The organism is Pedobacter steynii (assembly GCF_001721645.1).
In the GTDB taxonomy this organism is placed as follows: domain Bacteria; phylum Bacteroidota; class Bacteroidia; order Sphingobacteriales; family Sphingobacteriaceae; genus Pedobacter; species Pedobacter steynii_A.
On the sequence record NZ_CP017141.1, the window covers coordinates 6052170 to 6078630 of the forward strand.

Here is a 26461-nt window from a genome sequence, read left to right on the forward strand (position 1 = left end):
CTCATTCCAGCACTCAACAGTAAAAAAAAAATTATTAATTTAGTACAATGAACAACATCAAAAACGCTCATCATTTTAAGTCTGGATTAATAGCAAATAACTGTAACAATTATAAACGTCAAATAACCTATACGGATTACATTACTTATCTATTAGGTAAAAATCAGCTCAATCAACCAAAAGCCAAACAGTCTATCAGCGACAAAGATCAATTCCAGGAAATTAAATGGCAAACCATTCAAGCTCAAGAAGACAATAAATTTCATGCTAAAGAATTAGCTACCGGATGTATATATCTGGCCTACCATTCTGACCAGGAACAAAACGCAATATTAAATGTATCTGGTCATCGGATGTTATACCTTAATGGCGTGCCACACAATGGCGACATGTATACTTATGGCTGGATGTACCTTCCTGTAAAGCTTAAAAAAGGCATTAATGAACTTTTCATCTTGGGTTCAACATCTGATATCACTGCCACGCTCCTCTTTCCGTTCAGCCATGCGATGATGAGCTTAAAAGACACAACATTTCCACATGTTATTTTTGGAGAACCGCATAAGATCTTAACAGGAGGATTAATAGTGATCAATTCCTCAGATCAACCACTTACAGAATTGAGTTTAGTAAGCAGAATTGCCGGAAAAGAAAGAACAACAAAAGTACCTGCTATTCCTCCTTTGACATTTCGGAAAGTTGCCATGGAATTTGATACTAGCGGAATGGTACAAAGAGGGGTGCACAAAATGGAACTGCAACTGCTGGAAAGTGGAAATATCACAGATCAAAATGCAGGAGAAATATTGGTGGTAGAACCAAATGAATGCCACAGCAATACTTTTATCAGCGAAATAGACAACAGTGTTCAATACTACAGTATAGTACCTCAGTCTGTATCCGGGCCTGAACCTCCGGCGCTGATCCTTGCCTTACATGGAAGAGAAGTATTTTCTTTAAATCTGGCCCATGCACATCGTCCCAAAAACTGGGGGCTGATAGCGATCCCGACCAATAGACGTCCAAGGGGATTTACATGGGAAGACTGGGGCAGATTGGATGCAATGGAAGTCTTGAATATGGTGAAAGAGAAATTTAAAGTAGACCACAGTCGTGTTTACTTAACCGGACATTCGATGGGAGGACGTGGCACATGGTATCTGGGGGCAACCTATCCTGGTACCTGGGCAGCTATTGCCCCTTGTGCAGGATATGCCACAACCACGTTGAGGGGTACTGAAAAAGAAGAGCCAATCAGAAAATCAACAAATATTGAGCAATTAATGAGGAGAGCAGGCAATGCCAGCAATGTTCTTGAACTCATGAACAATTATAAAGCATCTGGTGTCTTTATTCTTCATGGTGACGATGACGAAATTATCCCGGTAGACTATTCCCGTAGAATGAAAAAACTGCTGGCCCCCTTTCATCATGATTTAAGCTATCAGGAACATCGCGGCGGCAGCCATTGGTATGGCAATGAAAGTGTGGATTCAGAATCTATATTTGATTATTTTAAACCTCGCAGCATTCCGGTAAGCAAACAATTAAATCACATAGATTTCAGCACCGCAAATCCTGCCATTTCATCAACCATGCATTGGCTAAGTATCGTACAACAGAAATATCCGTTAAAATTTAGCCGGATCAAAGCAGACAGGGACCTGGAAAAAAAGAATATCGAAATCTATACCGAAGATGTACTTGTTTGCAACCTGAGTCTGGCAGATTTTAACATAGCTGACACCATAACAATTACTATAGATGATTGCTTAAATCTTTATCAGGTAAAAGATCCGGAAGAAAGGATCTATTTTTATAAGAATAATGAAAAATGGACATTAGGCCCGGACCTTAATCCGGAATTGAAGGGCCCCCACCGTTATGGAACCTTCAAAGAAGCATTCAAAAACAGAATGGTTTTCGTGTATGGAACTTCAGGTACCGAAGAAGAGAACAACTGGAATTACAACAAAGCACGTTATGATGCGGAGACATGGTATTATCGCGCCAATGGTGCGGTAGAAATGTTAAGCGATAAACAATTCAAGGCTTCAGTCTACGCGCACAGAGGAGTGGTTCTGTATGGAAACAACAGCAACAACAGTGCCTGGGAAGAATTGCTTGCAGATTGCCCGATTAAGGTACAAACAGGGTTAATTAACATAGGCGAGACAACATATACGGGAGATGATCATGGTATATATTTTGTCTGGCCGAGAGCAGACAGCCCGACAGCCCTGGTTGCAGTTATTTCTGGCTCAGGGATGCAAGGAATGCGCGCTGCCGAATCCTGCCAGTATTTTCATCATCAGGCCCAATTTCCGGATTTCATGGTATTCAATTTAGACTTTCTCGTTAATGGATTACGGGGAGTTAAACTGGCCGGATTCTTTGGTAATGACTGGAGTTTAGAAAATGGAGAGCTGGTTGAAAATGATCAGTTTACCTATTCCGATGAATGGGTTTAACAAAACCGTTTCAGATTTTGACCGGCCTGGTTTTGGTTTCCGGAATGTTTTGAACCTCTCCATATCGGGTTATTTTTTCCCATTTAAACAAACTTCCCTTAAAGGCTTTGACAACCATAGTAATATAGGTAAGCAATACCAGTTGTCTTAACAGGAACCGCTGAAACACCATGAAAAGAATCTGCAAAGGCCTTTCCTTACTCAAAAGGATAATAGCAGAACAAATTAAGGAATCGATACCGATAAAACAAAGATAAGCCGGCAACAGGGAAAAATCATGCATGAATAAACATTGGTAAATCACAAAATAGTCAACTATCGGAGTGATCAAAGGAAGAAACATCCCAAATATCCAGTTATAAGGAATAATGAGAAATAATAATATTTTGTTGGGATGAGAAAAGGGATAGCTCGAAAGTACCTGAACGGTTCCTACTTTCCATCTGATGCGCTGCCTGATAAACATTTTAAGACTGGCCGGAACTTCAGTATAGCCTTCTGCATCAGCTGCATTACGAATCAGATAATCATTACATAATATCCTTAAAGTCAACTCGGTATCCTCAGCCAATGTATCACTGGTATACCCTCCTATCGAATACACGACTTCTCTTCTAAAGGCACCAAGTGCTCCGGGTATGATTAAGATACCATTTACGGATTCAAACAGGTTCCTGTCGTAATTATACATAGTGGTGTACTCGGTAGACTGAATCTGAGTGATCAGGTTACTTCGATTGCTCACTTTGATATTTCCCGCAACTGCGGCTACTCTGGGATCTTTGAAGTAAGGCAATAATTTATCGATTAAATCGGGCTTCACAAGTGTATCGGCGTCAATACAGATGATAATTTCATGAGAAGAATTTTCAATCGCATTATTAAGGGCAGCGGCTTTTCCTTTATTAGGCTGATGGATGATGTTAAAATTTGGCAAACCTTCGTAATGCTGACGAACCAGATGAAGGGTATCGTCCTCAGAACCATCATCAATAATGGTAATGCACAATTTCTTATAATCAATCTTTCTAAGGGCTTCAATGGTTCGAATAATGACCTTCTCCTCGTTGAACATCGGAACAATAATATCAACACCAACAGGCTCAATATCATCATTTACTATTGGAGCGGCTATTGGAGCGGAATTTTTAGATCGATAACCTTTCTTAGGTAAGAAAAAATAGATTACAATTTTTAAGGCAAACAGGCAGTTAAGAATAATCAATAATAGCATACGTTTTATTTTATAAGTTAATATTAAAACAGGTAGGTGAACTTAAAGTCCTTGAGCAACAAATCTCTGTGCAAGTGCCTTCTTAACCATCGCTTTAGCTAAACAATCTGTAGCATCTATGATGGAAATCCCTTTGATCAGTTCAGCACTGGTAATCAGGGAAAACTCCGTACAGCCTAAAATAATGGCATCGGTCTGGTTATCCTTAAAGAACGCTATTGCCTGCTGAAACATGGTCAGCGCCTTTTCCGAAATCTTATTCTGACAAGCTTTGATCCCCCAATCAGGATCGTAAACTATCCGGTGTATGATTCCATCCTGAAAATCTGCATCGGGTACGATCACTTCATAATTCATATCCTGAAGAATCTTTTTATACAAACCGGTTTTATAGGTGCCATTCGATGTCATCAGTCCAATTCGACTGGATTCAGGAAAATTATCCTTAAGATGTAAACAGGTTTCCATTGGCATATGTAAAAGCTCTACCCTACTACCCAACTTTTTAAGCTCCTGCTTAATGATGTTATAAATGGCGGCTGAATAAGAGGTATTGCAGGCCATTCCAACAATGCCTGCACCTGCTGCTTCAAGCCTTTTTATCACACCAATAATGGCGTAGGCCGGGTTTTCCTCAATAATTCCGTCCAGAAATACTGACCTATCCATAATTTCAGATGGAAAAGAAATAAGAATTACAGGTAAATGTTCCTGATCCGTTTTGGCAGGAGTATTACATATAATTCTGTTAAACAACATATTTCCTGCCAGTGGTCCCATACCACCAACTATACCTATTGCCAGATTCGGCTCCGGCTTCATTTGATCGTAGTTTATCATCATTGAATTATAAGTTTTCTGTAATATTCAAGTTGCCCCATATCCATTTTCAAGACCTTATCTGCAACATCGAAATAATGATCATCATGCGTAATTGCAATAACTATTTTACCCTGAGCCCTCATTTCAGGCAATAGATTCCTATAGAAGAATTTACGGTAGTCGGGATCCTGATCCGCAGCCCATTCATCGAACAGGTATATCGGAGAATCTTCCAGATAACACTGTAGCAAAGCAAGTCTCTTTTTCTGTCCTCCGGAAAGTTCGAGTGTACTGAACCTGTTTTCAATAATGGAAACTTTCCCCTCAAGTCCGAGCGTCTTTAAATAACTGTCAATTTTTTCCCGCTTATGATCAAGATCTACATTATACAGTGTATCAAACAAATAAGCAGGACTGAAAATAGCAGAATAGTATTCGCCTAATAATGCAGGGTTTATAGCCTTGCCATTAATGCGGACTTCACCACTTGTCGGCGTATATAAACCAGTTAGTAATTTAGCAAGTGTGGTCTTGCCACTTCCATTACCACCGATAATAAATATAATCTCTCCTTTATTGATTTCAAGATTGATAGGGCCTACAGAGAATTCGCCATTGTCACTTTGATAGGCAAATGTCAGCTGATGTGCAGCGATGTGCTGAATGTTCTTATCAACAGGTAGCATCTCCTGAACCTCCTTATTATTCACCGGGATGGTTTTGATAAATTCCTGAATACGGTTCCAGGCAATACGTACTTGTAAAAGCGCAGGGATAGAACTTAAAATAGAATTGATCGGACCAATCAGATAAAGCAAAATCACAACGAAGCTACTGATGGTATAAACCTGAATCGATGGAAACATTTTGGGGAAACCAAATGCAACAACACCGAGTACAATGATCAGCAATGTTTCACCAATCAGGGATACATTTACGAACCGTATACTGGCAGTCACAATCTTCTCTTTATAATATTGAGCAGCATCTGATACCCTCCCCTGATACTCTTGCTTCTTGCCCTTCTGTAAGCTGATTTCTTTAAAGCCTTCAATCATATCACTGGTTAAATTCATGAATATGTTTTGACTGTTTCTGGCCTGTTCAAAATAAACGTTAGTGCTGTTGCCGGCAAAATAATAGACAATCAAAATGATTACAACAAGGCAGACAGTAATCAGGGTGGCCCAGAAAGCGATACTGGCTAGATAAATAAAAGCCCCTATCGCGGTAATAAAATTGGTAATCAGAATGATGAAAACATTCGTGGACTCCCCAATCACTCCAACGTCATCGTTCAGGGAAGTATAAATATTCCCCCTCGGAATTTTTTCAAATTTCTGGTGTGAGGTTCCTAAAATCTTTCCAACCAATTCAATCCGCAGATTGTAGGTAAGTCCCCTCGAAAAACGAATGAGCTGGATTTGCACGTATCGTCTTCCCATCAGGTACAACAGCGCCATGAGTAAATAATAGAAATAAAAATACTTCAGGTCCGCATCGGTGTTCAGAGAAGAGGTAATGAGTATGATGATAATCATATTCGCAAATCCCGCCAGGATCCCCAACAAGACCAAAAGTGGCATTTTACCCCTGAAAGTATTCTTTGCAGGATAAACAATGCTGAATACATAAGTCAGGTAGCTTAAACTTACAGCTGCAGTTAACAAAACCAGGCATACCTGCAAACTAAAGGGAGACCATACAAAAATAGCGCTCCAGTTAAAGCCAACCGTAGCTTTCGGAAGCAGATAAACGGCATATACAAAAGGCAACAGAATAAACAGACATTTCAACATTGCGCTTACTTTACTAAAATTCAAATTCGAGTAAGCCCGCTTTTTCTGACCTATCTCTATGAACATAAAGATGCTGTAACCAATAATAACAAGAATGTATAACACCAATATAACCGAGACAATCGAATAAGCCGAATCTCCTCCATCCTTCACTTCATAACCTTTCCCCGGTTCATCACCTGATATGATTTTAATAATTAAGGCGCCCAGATAGGCCGTATAATTACTAGAGGCGTTGGCCATGATAACCACACCGGTTTTGGTACGTGGACGAAAGGCGGTATAAGCCGTAAAACTCGGATTGAATCCGTCGTGATAAATCTCTCCCGATCCGTTTAATGCAACCTCCCAGCCCATAGCATAAGAAGACATCTGATGTAACTCTACAGATTCATCCCTCTGCTGGGTCCACAAGGCAGACTTGAATAAAACAGATGGTTTAAGTCCCATCTGAAATTTCAGCCATTCGCTCATATCTGTCGCATTTGAAATGACATAACCCGCGGCATTATTGCCTTTAAATACAGGTGGAGTAAAGGGCTCTGGATGATAAAATGCCGATTTGTACCCTTTTGCCATTAAAGAACTGTTTACAGGATATCCAACCTGAGTATGACTTAACTTTAATGGATTAATCACTTGTTCCTGTACATAATTTTCAAAAGGTTGTTGAGTAACAGATTGAATGATTAACGCACAGATGTCGTAATTAATGGTAGCATACTCGAACTTCTTTCCTGGTAAATGGGCCAATTTCTGATTTTGAAGGGTTCTCACCGTTTGCTCAAGTGCATCGGGGTTATCTATAGGAGAAATATTAGAAATCGTTTTCCAGGGTATTCCACTGGTATGGTGCAACAATTGCTTTATGGAAATTTTCACCGCTTTCCCTTTAAAGGTAACTCTGAACCAGGGCAGGTAATCAGATACGGATGCGTCAGGATTAATTTGTCCACGATCCACTAGTCTGGCCATGGCCAGGGCGGTGAAAGCTTTCGAACAGGAACCTATTTCAAATAAAGTATTGGAGGTAACCGGCACTTTGTTTTGCAAATCAGCATACCCGTAATTTCGTATGATCTGCTGACCATTCGCAATAATAACCAGACTTAACCCTGGAATATTGCCTTTTTTCATTGCTTTGTTAACTTCAGAATCGGCTTTTTTCAGCAACGAATCCAGCGATTTTACCTGCGCGGAAACCTGGAAGAAAAGGAAAACAAATAATGCAGTCAGTGTTATTTTCGTCGAGAGATGATAATGCATTTGTTGGAGCTTAAATTAATGGAGGATTTATTCAGACATTGCAACCAGCACCTTTCGGCTGCCGGTAAAGGAATTACGACCGTGACTCACCAGTTCATTATTCACAATTAGTAATTCATTTTTATGCCATGGAGGTGCAATGGTACAACCCTTAATCGTATGCAATACCTCGAGTACTAAATCATCCGGGATCTCCGTACCATCCGCAAAGCTTACATACATAGGGAAGTTTTCCTTGCTTTCGTACAAAATCTCTAATGTTTCATACATTTCATCTCCTAACTGAATAGGGTGAAACTGATCAATCTGATTAAACCAGATTTTTTTCCCGGTCGGCTCATGATGGAGAATCCCTTTACTGAATTGCTTTAACTTTAAACTGTCATTATGCCCCCATTCATAATTGATCTGATAGCTCCTTAGGTACTCTTCTACCCGGGATTTTTGATCTGATTCAAAAGTATCCTGCCAGGAGGGCCCCAATCCTTCACCGGAATGAAGATTTCTGATATAAGTAATGCCCCTCTTCTCAATTTCTTCAACAATAGATTTGTTCATCTGATCATATATTTCGCTGCTGCTTGCCAACAGCGTTTCCCCACCGGATGCCGCAGGCACAATACAACTGAAGAAAAGTTTTCCCGGCCATTTGGCGGAGTACGACAATTCATTATGCATGGTGATGATTTGCGCGGGATCATATTCTGTGGAGGTATAAACATTACCTGATAATTTGGTCCGGGGAGAATTGCCATCTATATAATTCATGAATTTTGTAGAAATCTCATTCACAACCTGTTGAAAATCATCTTGGCAGGCAATACTTACTCCGGTAAATTTCAAAGCCCCGACATGATCCAGCTGTTGGTCGTACTTTTCTTTATTCCGCTTAAAATGATCTATAAAATCGGGAATGGTAAGGTCTCCCAATTTCACTTCAACGGGCAGTTCAGTTTTACTGATTAAGTCATTTTTCATATGAATTACAATTAGTGATTTAGTTTTATTTTCCTTTAGAAATTGCCTTTTCTTTGATTTTAAGCAGACAATCGTCAATTTCCGGGCTGATATCCCAAAGTTTGAAATTCAGTTGTTTTGCTCTCTTATATTGTTTAAGGGCAACCTCATATTGGTTCATTTTTTTATAAAGATCTCCCAGCAGCAAATGGGCATAGGCCGAATTCGGAAAATACCTGATGTTCTGCTCAAGAATACGCCGGGATATGGTCGTATCCTGATGAAGGAAAAGCTGCCCCAACTGATTAAGGGTATTTGCCTGAAGTTCTTTAATCTGACGAAGCCTTTTAACTTCAAGGAACATGGCCTCAACTCCATTCAGCTTGTATAAATTCAGAAGAGAAATAGATTTACTGGGATATTGATCAACAGAAAATTGTTGGTAGTATTCCAGAATACCCAACTTTGTCGTCAACTCATTAATACGGCTGGTAATCAATTTACCCAAATCGCTGTTTGTCAGAAAGACCAATCCTCTTTTATTCACAACTGAATAAAACATCTGTGCCTTAAATCCTGGATTACTGCCACCATGCCCTATAATGGTATCTGTGCTGGTATTCAGAATTTCGAAACCGGTGCCATAAAAATATTTAGAATGCTGGATTCCAGTTGGAACAACCGGGGTCAAAATCTGTTTTACCGTTGCTTGTTTAAGATGAACACGATCAAATGTTGCCAGTAACAGCCGCGCATAATCTTCGGCGGTTGTACTAATGCCACTGGATGCTGAAGATTCATAATTTTTCCATTTTGGGAATTCCTTACCAAAGGAATCATGACCATAGGCAAAATTCACAGGGTTTGTGCTGATGACTCCATTTAAGGTATCCGATTTAAATTGACTAAAAGTATTTTTCAGCTGCAATGGGCTTAACACCAACTTTTCCAGGTATTTATCGTACGGCTCCTTCTGTATAGATTCAATGACTGCACCGAGATAATTATAGCCCAAGCTGGAATAATAAAACTTCTGCCCGGGAGTACTGATAATATCCATTTGTTTTGGGTTATGGTCATTTGGCCAATCTTCGAGCCCCGAACTGTGGCTCAAAACCATACGGGGGGTAATCAGCCGGTATCTTGGATCATGGTCCAGCATCGGACCAGGTTCCAGGTACTGATATAGCGGTTTATCAAGATCCAGTTTTCCCTGATCTACCAATTGATATGTGGCGTATACCAAAAAACTTTTAGACAATGAACAGGCCTCGAACACAGTACAGCTATCGGCTTCCTCAGGCTTTAAGGCTTCCTTTACACCATAGGTTTGCTTATAAGCTATTTTACCCTGATCAATAATCGCCAGTGAAACCGCCGGAATGCCGGCTTCCTTAATCATTTTAGTGATTTCCAGATCAAAATGATAAATGTCTATACTCTTTCCGTTGGAGATAAAAGTACCCTGTTCCTGAGCCAGCAATTCTTTGGAGCATCCTGCAGTCAGGAGAAATATAAAAACTGTTCGTAAAACAGTAAATGTTGTAAAGTTCATATCGGTTATATTAAAGGGAAACCACCATCTGATTATCCGGATGCTCATCTATAAGCATCTGCTTGTCTATATAATCCGCGGTGAAGCGGATAGTCGGTCTGATAAACAATTCTTTAAGCGGCATTTTTATATTATAAAATTGATAAACCTCAGACGAAAAGGCCATCGCATTCAGAGAATGTCCTCCGATATGAAAAAAGCTTGTAGTTACACTGATTTCATCCTTTTCTATTCCTAATAAAGCGGACCAGATCTCCACCAGCTTTTCTTCAGTCGGTGTTTCGGGCGCTACATATTCCATCGAATCAAATTCCGGTTCAGGCAAAGAATTCCGATCAATCTTCCCGGTAATTGTCATAGACATCTCCGGTATAAATACATATTGTAATGGAACCATGTAGTCCGGTAAAAGCGTGGAAAGAAAAAATTTCAGGTCATCTGGGGAAATCTGCTCATTTGCAACATAATAGGCCAGCAGATAACTAAAATCTTTGTACTCCTTTTTCACAACCAGCACATCCTTTATTTCCGGAAATTTATTCAGACAGGCTTCAATTTCTGCGGGTTCGATACGAATTCCCCTGATTTTTATCTGGTTGTCTTTTCGACCTAAAAACTCAATCCTGCCATCTTCAAGCCAGCGGCCGATATCCCCTGTCCGATACATCACTCCTCCGCTAAAAGGGTTTTCAACAAACTTTTCCTGACTGAGTTCCGGGTCGTTCAGATAACCTCGGGCAAGGCCCTTTCCGGATACACAAATTTCTCCTTTTAAAGATACCGGTGCCAAATTCCCATGGTCATCTACCAGCAAAACCTGCCTGTTCCTGATCGGACTGCCAATGATTGGCGCATCTTCCAAATTCAGTATAGGATGATAGGTCATACATACCGTAGATTCCGAAGGTCCATAAGTGTTATATATCGGACAACAATAAAATAACTGATCGATATAACTGGCTTTTAAAAGATCTCCACCACTAATGATGATTCGTAAGCTTCCCAAATAATCAACAAAGCCATTTAGTTCATTAAGAACCAATGGAGTTGAGCTGAGTATGCTGACATTCGTTTTGTAAATAAGATCAGCGATGGAATTCCCGCTGAATACCCGCTCACTTAGCATAACGATGCTTGCACCGCTGATCAATGCAGGGAAAATTTCCTCTATGGCGGTATCAAATGTGAACGAAGCCATTTGCAATACCCGGTCCTGATCAGTAACAGAAAAATAATCACTAAATGTCATCGCGTAATCAAGAAGCGACTGATGTTCTATCATTACTCCTTTTGGAGTTCCGGTACTACCCGATGTATAGGTCACATAAGCAAGTGAATATATAGGGATTACTTTTTTTGGATTATTGACCGGGAAGGTATCAGTACAGCCCTCAACTTCAGCAAAACTAAGGGCTTCGGCCCCATAAAAATCTGTCGTATGCATTTCAGCTACAATCACATTTTTCACCTTACTTTCTGTCAGAATTGACTTCAACCGCTCTGAAGGACATTGATCAGGATCTATACACAAGAATGCACCCCCTGCTTTCAAAACAGCAAGCATCGCAATAATCATTTCTGCTGAGCGATCCAGATAAAGGGCTACGATTTCTTCCATTGCCACTTCCCTTTTGATCAGATAATGAGCAAGACGATTAACCCGTTCATTGAGTTCATGGTAAGTAAAAACCCTATCCATATAGGTCAATGCCTCTGCTTCCGGCCTTTGACTTACCTGGTATTCAAAAAGATCAATAATGGTTTCATTTGTATGGTACTCCACAAATGCAGAGTTAAATTGGTTTAAGACTTCATCTTTCTCTACCTCCGACATCAGCTGAATATCAGCGATTGGTATCTCGCTGTTGATCACAATCTGATTGATGATATTTCTTAACCAGATCCCATATCTTTCTATTGTTTCTCTTTTGAAAAGCTTGGTACAATATTCAAAATTGAGGGCAATCTCTTTGTCTATTTCTATGGCAGTAAGGGTCAGGTCAAATTTAGCTCCGGCATTCTCCCAGTTGATCATCTCGAAACTTAAATCCGGAATGATATCCGACGAACGTTCAAAATTCTGAAGCATAAACATCACATCAAATAATGCATTTCTACTTAAATCCCTTCGTTCCCCGGCCACTTCCAGTGCGATATCAAACTCAAAACTTTGATGCTCAAAACTTGCAAGTGTTCTATGTTTAACAATGTCCAGAAAATCGCTAAACTTCAGATCTGCTTTAGGTTTATTTCTTAAAGGCAACGTGGAAAGAAACAGACCAATCATTTCGTTTAAATCCTCATGGTTCCGTCCCGCTGTTGAAGTACCGATAACCAGATCTTCCTGCCCGCTTACCTTACTGAGTAGTACGGAAAATGCGGAAAGCAGCACCATAAAAAGAGTGGTTTTCTGATTTTCAGCCAAATCCCGGATCGCCCCGCTTTCCTCTTCGTTTAGCTTAAAGTCAATCACTTTCCCTTCATGGCTTTTGCTGACTGGCCTTGTGAAATCGGTAGGCAGATTCAATACCGGAATTCCCTCAGCAAATTCTTTCATCCAGAAATCCTTTTTACGCTGCATTAATTTCTGTTGAATATGACTCTGCTGCCATTCCGCGTAATCTTTAAAATGTAATTTAATCTCTGGCAATTGTTCATTGTTATAAAGCGCAGCAAAGTCTCTGATCATGATTCCATTTGATATTCCGTCGAAAATAATATGGTGAGTGTCTACCATTAAATAATGTTCCGTATCGGATACCTTGACAATTCCGGCCCGGATCAGGGGCGCTTGAGCCAGATCAAAAGGCTTAATTAGGCTCATCAATAGCTGAGAAGTCTCTTCTATAGAAGCGGAGGTGAAAATCGGAATGTTAAAATCCGGCTTTTCTGTTATCAATTGCACTGGCTGATTTTCCACCAATGCAAAGGAAGTTCTGAATATTTCATGTCTGGCCACCAGTTTTTGTAAGGTATCTACCAGCTTTTCTGTAGTTACAACCCCACTTATTTTGACAATTCGTGGCATGTTATAAGCCAGAAATTCACGGTCATATTCGTGTAGGAAGTATAAACTTTTCTGTGCGGAATTCGTGCTGTAGTAGGACTTTTTAGAAGCCTTTGGAATAGAACGGTAAACGGATTGTTCAGTATCGCTGATGAGCCTGGCCAGGGAACGGATCGTATTGTTGGTGAAAATTTCCAGTAGAGGTAATTTAACTTTTAATTGTTTGAAAACTTTATTCAATACCACCATCGCCCTTAAAGAATGTCCTCCAAGGTCAAAGAAACTATGGTCAATGCTGATCAGACTAGCTTCAATTTTCAGTACTTCCGACCAGATCTCCAGCAACTGCTGCTCAATGGCTCCGGAAGCTGCAACGTAGCTGCCCGATCCGGTCAACAGCTCAGGAGCAGGAAGCCGTTTGCGATCCAGTTTGCCATTCCCCGTTAACGGAAAAACATCCATCCTGATAAAATATGAGGGCAACATATAAGAAGGCAGCTTACCCGAAAGAAAACTACGGAGCTCCTCTGTACCCAGCTCCACCGAAGAAATATAATAAGCCACAAGGCTTTGCTCTCCCTGCTGCTCCAGCAACAAAACCACACTCTCCCCGATCTGCTCATGAGCAGACAGGTGAACCCCGATCTCCTCCAGCTCAATCCGCTGACCACGAAGTTTTACCTGATGGTCTATACGGCCCAGGAATTCCACCTCCCCTGATGCGCTCCAGCGGGCAAGATCGCCCGAATGGTACAAACGCTCGCCCTTTATCCCTGCTGAAAACCGGAACTTCGCATCGGTCAGTCCTGCATTCCCCAAATAACCTCGCGCAAGACCCACTCCGGCAATACACAACTCTCCTGAAACCCCTAATGGAACGACTTTGCCCTGGGGATCAAGAATGTAAAAACGCGTATTGTCGATCGGACGGCCAATAGGAATCGTGAATGGAACAGGAACACTGAAATCACATTCATAATAAGAAACATCCACAGTCGCCTCTGTCGGCCCATACAGATTGATCAGACGGCTTCCTGTATAACGATGAATGTAATCCCTGAACTGGCTCACCTGAACCGATGGTAAGGCCTCCCCACTGGTAAAGACTTGTCGCAGGCCTTGAAGCGCTACCTCCGGGCTTTCCTCCTGAACAAGCATCTGCAGAAAAGCCCCAAGCATCGAAGGCACAAAGTGGATCGTGGTCACCCCTTCCCGACCGATCACCTCCAGCAGCGCGGAAGCATCTTTCTCTACCCCTGGTTCAGGAACATACAAGCCCGCACCGCTAACAGACCACCAGAACAATTCCCAGACCGAAACATCAAACGAAATCGGTGTTTTCTGGATCAGCAAATCTGATGCACCTATCCCATAACGATCCTGCATCCACAATAAACGGTTCACTACCGAATGATGTTCGATCATCACTCCTTTGGGCTTACCCGTTGATCCCGAAGTATAGATCACATAAGCCAGGTCACTCCCTTTAACCGGAATGCTTAAAGCTTCCTCCAACAGGATATCATCCAGCACCACATCCAGGTCTATAAACAAATCTCTGAATAATGGATTCTCTTTCAATGACTCAGGAATACAGGACCCTCTGGTCAGTACCGCTTTCAGTCCTGAATCTTCCAGGATCGAAACCATACGGGAGACCGGATAATGAGGATCTATCGGAACATATGCACAACCACTTTTCAATACCCCATAAATCGCCGGCACCAGAATGGAATCCCGTTCCAGTAATATCCCCACCAGGGATCCCGACGCTACCCCACATTGGCGATGCAGATAAGCCGAAACCTGACCGCTGAGCTTATTCAACGCTCCATAACTCAGCTCTTCCTGACCAAAACGCAGGGCCCGCTGCTCCGGATTACGCGCTACCTGAGCCTCAAAAAGACTGATCAGGTTCCCATCTGAGGGATAAGCCCGTTCCGTCTGGTTGAAACCGTTCAGCAGCTGCTCAGATTCCACTGCAGGAAGGATGTCCAGATCGCCGATAATCGTTTCCGGATTCCGGCAAAGGGTATCGATGATCCTGCGCAGGTAACCGATATAACGATCGATGCTTGCCGGCAAAAACAAAGCGCTGGCATAGTCCAGATCAAAACACAAACAACCGGATCTTTCTGTGCAGGAAAGTAATAAATCAAATTTAGAGAGCTGATGGGGGCTGGCAAGCGGGCTCAATGTTAAACCCGGAATCTGCAGCTCATTCATCTCATAATTCTGAAGCACAAACATCACATCAAACAGTGGATTGCGGCTGGTATCACGCTCCAGATGAAGGGCACCGATCAGCTCTTCATACTGATAGTCCTGATGGGCAAAGTCATCCAGCACCGCAGTACTCAGCTGCTGCAGGTAAACCTGAATCTCCTGTTCCACAGGGATCTCAGTGCGTAAAGCCAGCGTGTTGACAAACATCCCGGCCATCTGCTCCAGTCCGGCGTGATTTCTGCCCGCGGCAGGGCTACCCACCACAATATCCCGCTGACCGCTCAGACGGAACAACAGCAGGTTCCAACAGCACAGTAAAACCATAAAAACAGTGCTCCCCTGTTCATCGGCCAGCTTTTTCAACGCCTGGCTTTCGGCTGCTGTCAGCATAAACTGAACCGAACCTCCTTTATGGTCTTTCACCAGCGGACGTACCTCATCCAAAGGCAGGTTCAGTACCGGCAGTTCAGCAGAGAAACGGTTCAGCCAGTAAGCCTTGTCGGCTTCCTGACCATGCTCCTGCAAGCGATTATATTGCCATTCTGCATAATCTATATATTGTAATTCCGGTAATGCCGGATCTGCTCCCTGATACAAGGCCATAAATTCCCGGATCAGGATCTCCTGGGAAATCCCATCGGTAATGATGTGGTGCATGTCGATCATCAGCACATGTTCCTCTGCCGACAAGCACACCAGCCCCACTCGCAGCAAAGGACCTTCTTCCAGATCAAAAGGACGGATAAACAGATCGCTAACCGCTGCTAATTCGGACTGGTCGGCGGCCGTAAAACAGGATACTTTAAAAACAAAAGGAGCCAGAACAGACTGTACCGGTTCCTCGCCTACCTGTTCAAAAACAGTGCGCAGGATGCCATGACGACTAATCAAACGGCTAAAAGCATCTTCCAGACGAACCAGATCAACCGCGCCCTCCAGGCGGAACAAATGTGGCATATTGTAAGCCAGTGATTCGCGGTCCAGCTGATACAGCAGGTACATCCGCTTTTGAGCGGAAGACAACCGGTAATAGGGCTGCTTAGCAGCCTTCCCGATACCCTGATACTGAGACCTGGTACCAAACTCAGGCAACTCTCCCAGACCCCGGATGGTCGGGTAGTTGAAAACATCTTTCAAACGAAGGCCAGCCCCCATTTCCTTGCTGATCTGGTTGATCAGGTTCACCGCTTTCAGCGAATGCCCTCCCAGCTCAAAGAAACTGCGGTTCCGGCCAATCAGCGCTTTGTCTATTCCAAGTACTGACGACCAGATCTCTGCCAGCTGTTCCTCAATGGCTCCTGTAGGAGCAATATGATCGGCTTCCAGCTCCACAACAGGCTTTGGCAACAACTTCACATCCAGCTTCCCATTGGAGGTCAGCGGAAAAGAATGCAGTTCAACATAGTAAGAGGGATGCATATAATCGGGTAACAGTTCCGCAATATGGCTCCGTAAAGTACGCTCATCAATCCGTTCATCAGCCACATAATAAGCAACCAGATATTGGTCCTCCCCAACTTCCAGAAGCGATACATGAACCTCCTTTATACCGGCAAAAAGCTGCAGGGCATAACTGATCTCCCCCAGTTCTATACGGAAACCACGCAATTGCACCTGGTTGTCCGCACGACCTATATATTCGATTTCCCCTGAATTGTTGATCCTGGCCAGGTCTCCACTTCGGTACAAACGCCGGGCCTGATGATAGGGACTGTTTATGAAACGCAGGTCTGAAAGCGGCTTATTATTCAGATACCCCCTGGCAACCCCTTCTCCTCCAACATAAATTTCTCCCGCAATTCCCAGGGGAACTAAATTCATATATTTATCCAGCAGACAAACAGAGAGTGTTGGAATAGGTTTACCAATGCTATTGATGTTGGCCTCAATTTCTGAGCCGCTGATTTCCTTATAAGTAACATGTACCGTAGTCTCCGTAATGCCATACATATTGACGAGTTTAACGGAAGGATGCCGTGTATACCAGGAATGTAACCTCCTGACATTTAGCGCCTCTCCTCCAAATACAACCAGCCTGATTTTTAGGGCGTCATCATCTGCCAGCTCATCTTCTGCGATAAGATTGTAAAATGCACCCGGAGTCTGATTCAATATGGTTACTCCTTTTTCTTTCAGGAGTCTGAGGAAAATTTTTGAATCTTTTGCAGTTTGTTTTGGAACGATAATCAATTTACCACCATACAACAAAGCTCCATACATTTCCCATACACTGAAATCAAAACAATGGCTATGAAACATGGTCCAGACATCATGCTCGTTGAAATCAAAAGAGAAAGATTCATTAAACATCAGTCTTACCACATTTCTATGTTCAATCATTACCCCCTTTGGATGACCAGTGGTACCTGAAGTATAAATTACATAACACAAATCAGATGGTTTTGAACGAAGCTCAGCGGATAAAACATCAGTATTTTTCATTTCAATTTCATCCAGATAAATCACTTTTACATGGTCTGGTATGATACCTTTAAACTGCCGGTCCGCCAATATAAATTCAAGGCCACTATCCTTGATCATATAATCAATTCGTGAAGCTGGAAAATCAATATCAATGGGTAAATAGGCGCCCCCTGCTTTTAAAATACCTAGCATAGCAATAACAGCGTCGGGAGAACGATCTGTTAAAATACCTGTTATCGCATTCCCGGTCAAACCAGTTGCGATCAGCGCATTGGCAACAAGATTACTCAACCTATCTAATTCCTGATAGGTCATCTGCTTCTCCTCAAATTCAATGGCAATACTTAAAGGATCTTTTAATACCCGCTTCTTAAACAAGCTAACAATGGTTTCAGATTCAGGATATTTTACCTCACAATTATCCAAACCGGCTAATAATTGCGCTCTTTCCTTTTTTTCAGTAATCTGTAAATACCCGATACTCAATTGTGGCGTTTTAATTACATTTTGAATAAGCTGTACAAAATGTTTCATAAAGGCCTTAACAGTCAACTCGTCGAGATACAATGCATTGTAAACCATTATCCCATCCGCAATTTTTCCGTTGTGCTGAATCAGCAGATTAAGATCATACTTTCCATAACCAAGATTGGTTTCTTCAATCTCAACCTGTAATCCATTCAAATCAGAAACCTGAACAGGGGCATCATCATACTGAAACAACACATCAAATAAAGCGGTACGACTCATGTCTTTCTCCGGAGCCAGTTCTGTTACCATTTTATCAAATGGCATCAATTGATATTTACCACTTTCCTGATAGGCTTCGTACAAATCACCGAGGTAAGAAAGAACACTTAATTCATCATTAACATCGCTTTTAACAGGAATAAGATTTGAAACAGGCCCGATCATATCTCTTAACAATTGATGCTCCCGGTTTTGGATACTGGCCCCAATCACAATCTCATCCTGCAATGCATATTTATGTAACAGAATTTTAAATACCCCCATAAAAAATGTCTCGGTACTTAGCTGATGAGAGGCCGTAAAGGCCAGCACCTGTTTTAATACCTCTTCAGGTATGGCGATCTTGACGGTAGCAGCTTTATAAATATGAATGGCTGCCCTTGATCTGTTTAAAGGAAATTCCAGTGCACGCAGATTTTTCCCGATTGCTTTTTTCCAGAAAGACAATAACCCTAATTCTATGGAGCCAAACATGCTCTTCTGCCATAAACAAAACTCCTCATACCGGGCGGCTGACTTTATAGGCAATACCTTTCCGGTCTGCATAAAATGATCATAAGCGTTGATGATCTGTCCAGCAAGAAGCTTCATGGTGAAACGATCGGCAATCAAGTGATGCATCACAATCACCAGGACTGCTTTTTTGGATGAAATTTGAAAAGCCGTTATCCGGAACAATCGTTTAACAGTTTCAAAATCAAAGTTAAACTCCGCAGCAATCAGATTTTCAAGGTCTTTAGGACTGCCGTTTAAGTCAACAATATGGAGCAAAGAACCGGTATCTTCAGCCGGTTTAAGTATAATCTGGTCATTCAGCAGCTCAGCATACTTAAAAAATATACTGTCCTTTTTCAGGATTTCCTGCAAAATCCAGCTCAGCGCTTCAGTATTCAAATGCTGATTAAAATGCATTACCAACGGTATATTGTGGTAAACAGGTTTGGAAGGATATAAATATCCTGCTTCAAATTTATCAATAAACCAAAGCCGCTCCTGATGGTATGATGCCGGAACGGGATGCTGATTTTTGTCAGCTAAACTGAGCTGGTCTATGGTCTGACTGATCTCCTGGTCGTCCAAAAATTCTATTTCATGGATAGGCATATGAGCATTGATCAGTAGCTTTCTGCAAATACCCCAATAGGCTCCGGCTATTTGTTTGATATACTGTAATTCGAACCTCCTTGCATCGTATCTCAGGTTCAGTCTAAGGTTTTCCTTACTTTCGAAAGAAAAAAGAAGATCTATCTCTGCATTCCGTAATACATCTACATCGTGAATACTTTCGAACGCCACACCTGATTTAATAAAAGCGTCGTTTTCCATTTCTCCGGCTGAAAAAATTCTTGACAACTCATAATCAACATGTTGAAGGTCCTGATTCAAATTAACCTGGGTATTCCTGATCAGTTCAGCGAATGTAAATGCATCCAGCTCATTAATCCGGAATGGGACAATTTTCCCGCCTTTACTGCTTTTATCTTCCTGATAGGTCGTTGTAAAAATCAAAACATCCTGTTTAAAAGATAGCTTATTCATCAAGGCTGCAAGCACACTTATAAGGATGATATGCTGTCCTTTGGCCGAGGAAGTCAGCTTGAATAAATCCTCTTGCAGATCAACAGGAGCCATCAGCTCAAAAAGACGAAAATCACTTTCCTGTCCACGATCAGTAATAGAAAGACCGGGCTGGAAATAATTTGTCCATTCAAAATTATTCAGCCTTTTATTCCAATAGGTACGACCCTTAATATTTAAATTCGCGCTCAGGGCGCCAAGATCCAGTTTTGATTGATTCGACATGTAATTGCAATCGGTTAGCGTGGTGAGATAGGTTGATGAGGTTTTACTTAGATGTTGAAGATGATATTGTCATCTACGACAGCATCTCCTAAGTTATTTTCATGGAAAAGTTCTATGATCTTTGTATCGGGGCCCGACATGACCTTTCTGATCATAGTTTGAAATTGTTCTGCCAGCAATTCCATATCCGAAGCGGTAAAATAGGCATTCGAATATTCTAATCTGAAGTCCATTACATCATCATATTCTTTAACATATAAAGTCAGCGGATATTTGGAATCTGTATGCTGGAAATCAAAACGGGTTGCCTCACGGTGATCACTTTTTTCATGATCCAGAAAAACAAATACCACTTCAAAAAGACTGAGAAGAGGATGTTCTCTTTTGGAATTGATATCAGACATAATATTGGAGAGATCATATATCTGTTTGCTATTGATTTCAATGAGCAGCTCATGTAGATATTTTACAAACCCGGAGAAAGTGGAATCATAGTTAATGATGGCACGGACAGGAAGCGTTTTCACAAACATACCTACCACCTTCTCTAACTCTTCCTGCATACGTCCGGATGTCGTACTGCCGATTACCAGATCATCCTGTCCCGATAACCTCGAAATAAAGAGGAAGTATAGCGAAAAGATTCCTGAAGCCAATGTGATCCTATCTTTCTTAACCAGATCAAAAACAGGATGGAACAGCTCTTTCGTTAAGCTAAAACTGATATTCCCCCCTTTATCGGATAAATCGTCGATTAAAGGATTAGATACCGGTAACCTGAAATGTGGCAATTCCTTTTCAAAAATCCCCAGCCAGAATTCCCGGTGTTTGACATATTCTGTACTCAGCATAAAATCATACTCCCACTCCGCATAATCTTTGAGCTGAATCGAAAGTGGAGACAGATCAGTGTCATAATAACTTTGGGTAAAATCTGTCAGCAATATGGTTTGGGATATACCATCACAAATGATATGATGCAGATCCATAATAAAAAAATGTTTGCCCTCATCTGTACTGATAATTCCCGATCGGAACAAAATATCTTTACTCAGATCAAAGGGCCTGATGAAATCAGAAATTTTACGCTGCACTTCATCATTTGAACAAAAGATCTCATCCAGATGAAAATCAACCTCTTCACGGATCACCTGCATGATCACTTCGTTCTGCTCAATAAATATGGTTCTCAGGCTCTCATGTCGCGAAATTAACCGAACCAATGTTTCTTTTACTTTTGACACAGAAAAGGCTTCGTGAATCTCCCATACCATAGGCAGGTTAAACGAGGTTTTCTGAGGATTAAGCTTATAGCTGAAATACAACCTTTCCTGGGCTGCTGACAAATGGTAGGCAGGTTTCATTGTTGCCTTTTTAATCACCATCATATCATCCGTCTTTTGAGCCCTGATAAATACAGCCTGCTTCTGGATGGTTCGGTTTTTAAAAATCTCCTGCAATGGAACCCTGACTTTAAACACACCGTAGATTTTGCCGATCAGCTTCATAATGCTTAAGGAATTTCCACCCATTGCCTGAAAACTCTCGATAGTGGAAATCGGCTTGTCTCCCAGAATTTCCTTCCAGATTCCCAGCAATTTCGTTTCTATGTCATCTACCGGATTCACCAACTCAACAGGAATGGGTGTATTCAAAAGTTCCTGCAAATTAATTTTGCCATTAGGCAGTAAAGGAAAAGCATCAAGTTCTATAAACTTTGATGGCATCATTGCTGCCGGTAAAAAGTCCTTCATCACTGGTTCGAGCGCTTCATGAACATTTGACGGAACTTCAAACCCCGGTTTTCTAACAAAAAAAGCAAGTAATGCTTCTACTCCTCCTGCCTCAGATCGCAGACCAATAATGGCATTTTGAACAAAAGGAACCCTCAGCATAACATTTTCAATCTCTTCGGGCTCTATTCTTATACCCATCAGTTTTATCTGCCGGTCATCACGTCCGATTAAATCAATGTTTCCATCGGCAAGCTCCCGCCCGTAATCTCCGGTAAGAAATGCTTTTCTCATAGATCCATCTTTCAGTGTTACAGAAATGAACTTTTTTTCATTCTGCTCAGCATCGTTGAAATATCCTTTGGAGATATAATCTGAAACAATTAAAATCTGACCGGTAATCAGCTTTTTACAGCGTTTTAAGTTTTCGTCAACAATCCACAATTCGGTTTCGTCAATTGGCTTTCCAATGGGAATTTTTGAAGCCTGGGCATCCCCTGGTTTAATGAGATAAAAGGACCTGATCATCGTGGTTTCAGTTGCACCGTAAAGATTCACCAACTGAATCCGATCAGCAAACACACTGTACCATTTTGTGAGTTCCTGAGGCTTAATTTTTTCACCAGACATCAATACATGCTTCAGATTTTCGAAATCATCTGCTTTTAAATCAGAGGAATTAAGTGAACGAAATACACTTAAAACACAATGAATAAGGCTAACTTTTGATGCTTTAATCCAGGCATGCAATTTATCAGGAGCAAAGGTTTCTTCGTTTTGAACAGGAATGCAGATGGTTCCACCGGTTAATAAAGGAACAAATATATCCCTGAGGAAGGCATCGAAATAAGGACTGATCAATTGACTGACACGGCAATCACTTTGAATATCAAAAGCAGCAATTTCCCATTTCAAAAACTGAAGAAGACTGACATTACGTCCTACAATCCCTTTGGGAGTGCCTGTAGACCCGGAAGTATAGTAAATGTAAATACTGTCATCCTGATGAAATTCCGGATAATCAATCTGATGATCTACATCAAAAGCAAAAGACTGATCATACCTCAATACCTTTGTCTCTTTTCTTACGAAAACATCAGCTTCTGAGCTGATTAAATAGGCAAGATCAAGATGATCAGCAATCCGTTCCTGCCGCTGTATGGGTTGATCCGGATCTATAGGTACAAAACAGCACCTGGCATTGATGCAGCCAATCACAGCGGTGATCATCTGTATCCGGTCTTTTATCATAATTCCGACAACAGTTTCGGGATTCAGATTTTCATTCAACAACATATGGGTAATGTAATTCGCCCGGGATAGCACTTCCTCATAGGTCAGGGAGCGGTTATCCCCCTCAATGGCGATCTGCTGTTTATGCTTTATCATGCTATGATAAAGCTCAGACTGAAATGTATTTAACATAAATATTGTATTTAAAATACTTAGAAATATAATTGCTACTATTTATACCGGTTAAGAATATCGACCATATTCTCTTTTCCGGTGTTCACAGCAACCTGATAGGCAGAGCTGCCAGGCATTAGTGTTTTACTTTGTACATCTGGATTTGCACCCAAAATAAGCATGGCTTCCAGGACCTGCTCAAAATCCAGATGAATGGCTTTTATCAATAGTGGTTCGCCAGATTCATCGGTATGGTCAATACTAAAACCATTGGTGATAAACGAATTGATCAGATAACAAACCTCCTCTAAGCCCATCGTTTCAAGACCTAAACCATGGTCAATGTCAAACCGGTTCCACCAGTAGTTTACACTTATGGAAGTGTCGAGCGACTGAACCTGATGCCACCAGTAAGGAGTCAGATACAACAAATCACCCTCTTCCAGTAAACAATAATATTTAGTTGCTTTTCTGAATAGTGGAAACTGCTCATGATCCGGATCAGTGATTTGAACCCTGCTCACATGATCAAATTTTTTATCGGTATTAGGATACAAATACACGGAGTCTTCAGGTGAGAACAGAATCATCTCTTTACGGCCACGAACCTGAGCTAAGAAATTCTGACTCCGGTCAAAGTGCAGGTGTGTACTGCAGCCGGCACTTCCCATCCATAAATTGATAGAAAAAACATGAGCAGAAGGATCCTTTGAAGTAGGAAGGCTCAGGTCATTCATTAATTCAGGAAAGATTTCAGGTATCGATAATTGCTGCAAATAATAAGATTCCTGACTATTTACCTCCTTCGAAATCAGATCCACGGCTTCTGTAAAAGGAACCTTGATATTTACATACTGACTTACATTGGATATATTGTATAAACCGCCCTGACTGTATTTAACATCAACCTCCTTGGAACCTATGGCCGACTTAAGGTAGTTATTGGTCCAATTGGTAAAACATTTGTCTCTCAAAATGGCCTTTTTAAAAATAACCGGCTTTTTATTATAGTAAAGCTCATTAAACCGTTCCAGGTTAAGCTCATCTATCACATCTATTTCCTGATAAATGGTATCATTGACGACTGATTTCAAACTACTCATATGTTTAATTTTATAGGGTTCTTAATGAAAAATTCAGGACTCAAAAAATACTTCCTGAAGGATACCGAAAGTGATCACAGTAATGAGTATATCACTTTCATAGGGCGCGTTAATCGTAAAGCCCGGCTGGCTGTAGGTCTTTTTTAATTCTTCAATTTTATCAGGATTAAAAAACCCTTGTCTTTTAATGCGATCATAAGACAGTAAATCGTTGATATATTCTGATTTATTTTGCAATAGATAAGGACTTCCAGGAGCGATAAAATGAAATTTTTCTCTTTCTAAAACTGCACTGGGAAGAAAACTCCGCGACATTCTTCTCAGGATATACTTTTCAGTAAAATCATTCAATTTAAGGTCTGCCGGAAGTTGGGCAGAGAACTCAATCAGCTTCTTATCCAGAAAAGGATAACGTACTTCAACTGAATTGGCCATCGCCATCCGGTCGCCATGATCTGATACCAGATGATCAACCAACCTGATCTTATAGTCGATATAAGCTCTTTTGTTAATGTTGTTTCTCCCCTTAATGCGTTCAGCATTAATCACAAAATTGTTTAGACAATTAAACTCATCAAAAGAAGATGCCAGATGATCTGAATAAATTCCTTTTTTAAATTCATCGAATTCTAAAAAATTCCTTTCGTAAAAAAAATCGCTGTCGCCCCACAACCTGTTGCGCAAAATCTTTTCTTCATGACTACTGGAATTCTGGATTAAATTCATCTCACGCATCTTATCAAAGCGATACCCCACATAACCCGCAAAAAACTCATCTGCCCCCTCACCGGATAATATCACTTTGATGCCCTTTGCACGAACGGCCTCTGACAGACATAAAGAAGCAGTGTTATACGTTTCTTTAATCGGGCATTCGCTGTGATAAACCGAGTGCCGGAGTCGTTTGCTGATATCTTCGAAATAGAAGATTTTTTGGTTCAGCACCGCATTGCTTTCTTTCGCAACTATTTTCTGATAAACAGACTCAGAATGTAAAGATTCCGTGAAATCGATCGAAAATGCTTCTTTTGCAACACCGGGAAACATCTTGCTGACTTTTAACGCAATCATAGAAGAATCCAATCCCCCACTTACGTATAAACCTGATGGAACATCCGCACGAAGTCTTAAATTGATGGATTCTTCAAAGATAGTTTCCAACTCATCTACATAAGCCTGCTCAGGCTTTCCGTTCATGGGCATGTCCCCCATAGGGTAAATCAAATCCCAATATTCTACGTCGGTGATTTGCTGATGATCGTCAATAACAAGATAATGCCCGTTCTCAAGACTTTTAATACCTTTAAACATGGTTCTCGGACTAATCAAACCGGCAAAGGTAAATACCTGATCAAGGCCTACCGTATCCACCTGCCGCTTTACCTGCGGATGCTCCAGGATCGCTTTGATCTCGGACCCAAAAATAAACGTGTTCTCAACAAGTGTATAAAACAGAGGGATGATACCTAGCTGGTCCCTGACACAAAACATTTGTTTCCTTCTCTTATCATAAAGGGCAAAAGCAAATTGTCCGTTCAGCTTATTCAGGAAGTGAATCCCTTCTTCTTCATATAAGTGAATGATCACCTCAACGTCGGTACTTGTTTTAAAAACATGCCCTTTTGCCTGCAGCTCTTTGCGCAATTCAATATAATTGAATATCTCTCCGTTACAAATCAGAACAATACTCTCATCTTCATTAAATAAAGGCTGCATACCGTCGCTCAGTCCGATGATACTCAGGCGGGTAAAACCAAGGGCAACATTGTCAAATACTAAGGTATCCTGTGCATCAGGACCCCGGTGGACCAGCGTTGAATTCATTTTTTCAATCAACAGTCTCTCACCGTCTGATACTTTCTTATCAAATTTTATAAAACCACAAATTCCGCACATAATAGCTA

At 41.2% G+C, this 26461-nt stretch carries 10 protein-coding genes; 1 reads left to right on the forward strand and 9 read right to left on the reverse strand.

Annotated features, from left to right (window positions below; genetic code table 11):
• The first annotated feature begins 47 nt into the window (after positions 1 to 47).
• Positions 48 to 2471 carry a prolyl oligopeptidase family serine peptidase gene (locus BFS30_RS25130; protein ID WP_069381815.1) on the forward strand — a complete coding sequence of 808 codons (2424 nt, stop codon included), beginning with the start codon at positions 48 to 50 and terminating at the stop codon, positions 2469 to 2471.
• A 10-nt stretch (positions 2472 to 2481) separates the two neighbouring features.
• Here BFS30_RS25130 and BFS30_RS25135 read toward each other — a convergent pair whose 3' ends face one another.
• From BFS30_RS25135 to asnB, 9 genes are read right to left on the reverse strand one after another with little or no spacing between them, the layout of a single operon-like run.
• Entirely contained in the window at positions 2482 to 3705 is a 1224-nt protein-coding gene (locus BFS30_RS25135; protein WP_069381816.1) for a glycosyltransferase family 2 protein, read from the reverse strand.
• A gap of 42 nt (positions 3706 to 3747) precedes the next feature.
• Positions 3748 to 4548 (reverse strand): aspartate/glutamate racemase family protein, encoded by an 801-nt coding sequence (locus tag BFS30_RS25140; protein ID WP_069381817.1) that lies wholly within the window; start codon positions 4546 to 4548, stop codon positions 3748 to 3750.
• Positions 4545 to 7592, reverse strand: a complete 3048-nt coding sequence (locus tag BFS30_RS25145) for a cyclic peptide export ABC transporter (protein WP_069381818.1) — start codon at positions 7590 to 7592, stop codon at positions 4545 to 4547. The genes BFS30_RS25140 and BFS30_RS25145 overlap by 4 nt, the downstream gene beginning before the upstream one ends.
• A gap of 27 nt (positions 7593 to 7619) precedes the next feature.
• Positions 7620 to 8570 (reverse strand): TauD/TfdA family dioxygenase, encoded by a 951-nt coding sequence (locus tag BFS30_RS25150; RefSeq protein WP_069381819.1) that lies wholly within the window; start codon positions 8568 to 8570, stop codon positions 7620 to 7622.
• Positions 8571 to 8595: 25 nt separating this feature from the next.
• A complete protein-coding gene (locus BFS30_RS25155) occupies positions 8596 to 10104 on the reverse strand; it encodes a serine hydrolase (protein ID WP_167353199.1) in 1509 nt (502 codons plus the stop codon).
• 10 nt (positions 10105 to 10114) lie between these two features.
• Positions 10115 to 20314, reverse strand: a complete 10200-nt coding sequence (locus tag BFS30_RS25160; protein WP_069381821.1) for a non-ribosomal peptide synthetase — start codon at positions 20312 to 20314, stop codon at positions 10115 to 10117.
• A 47-nt stretch (positions 20315 to 20361) separates the two neighbouring features.
• Positions 20362 to 23472 carry a non-ribosomal peptide synthetase gene (locus tag BFS30_RS25165; RefSeq protein ID WP_069381822.1) on the reverse strand — a complete coding sequence of 1037 codons (3111 nt, stop codon included), beginning with the start codon at positions 23470 to 23472 and terminating at the stop codon, positions 20362 to 20364.
• Between the two features lie 38 nt (positions 23473 to 23510).
• Complete coding sequence (locus BFS30_RS25170) at positions 23511 to 24557, reverse strand: cupin-like domain-containing protein (protein ID WP_069381823.1); 1047 nt, start codon at positions 24555 to 24557, stop codon at positions 23511 to 23513.
• A gap of 33 nt (positions 24558 to 24590) precedes the next feature.
• Entirely contained in the window at positions 24591 to 26453 is a 1863-nt protein-coding gene (gene asnB / locus BFS30_RS25175; RefSeq protein WP_069381824.1) for an asparagine synthase (glutamine-hydrolyzing), read from the reverse strand.
• Positions 26454 to 26461 lie beyond the last annotated feature (8 nt).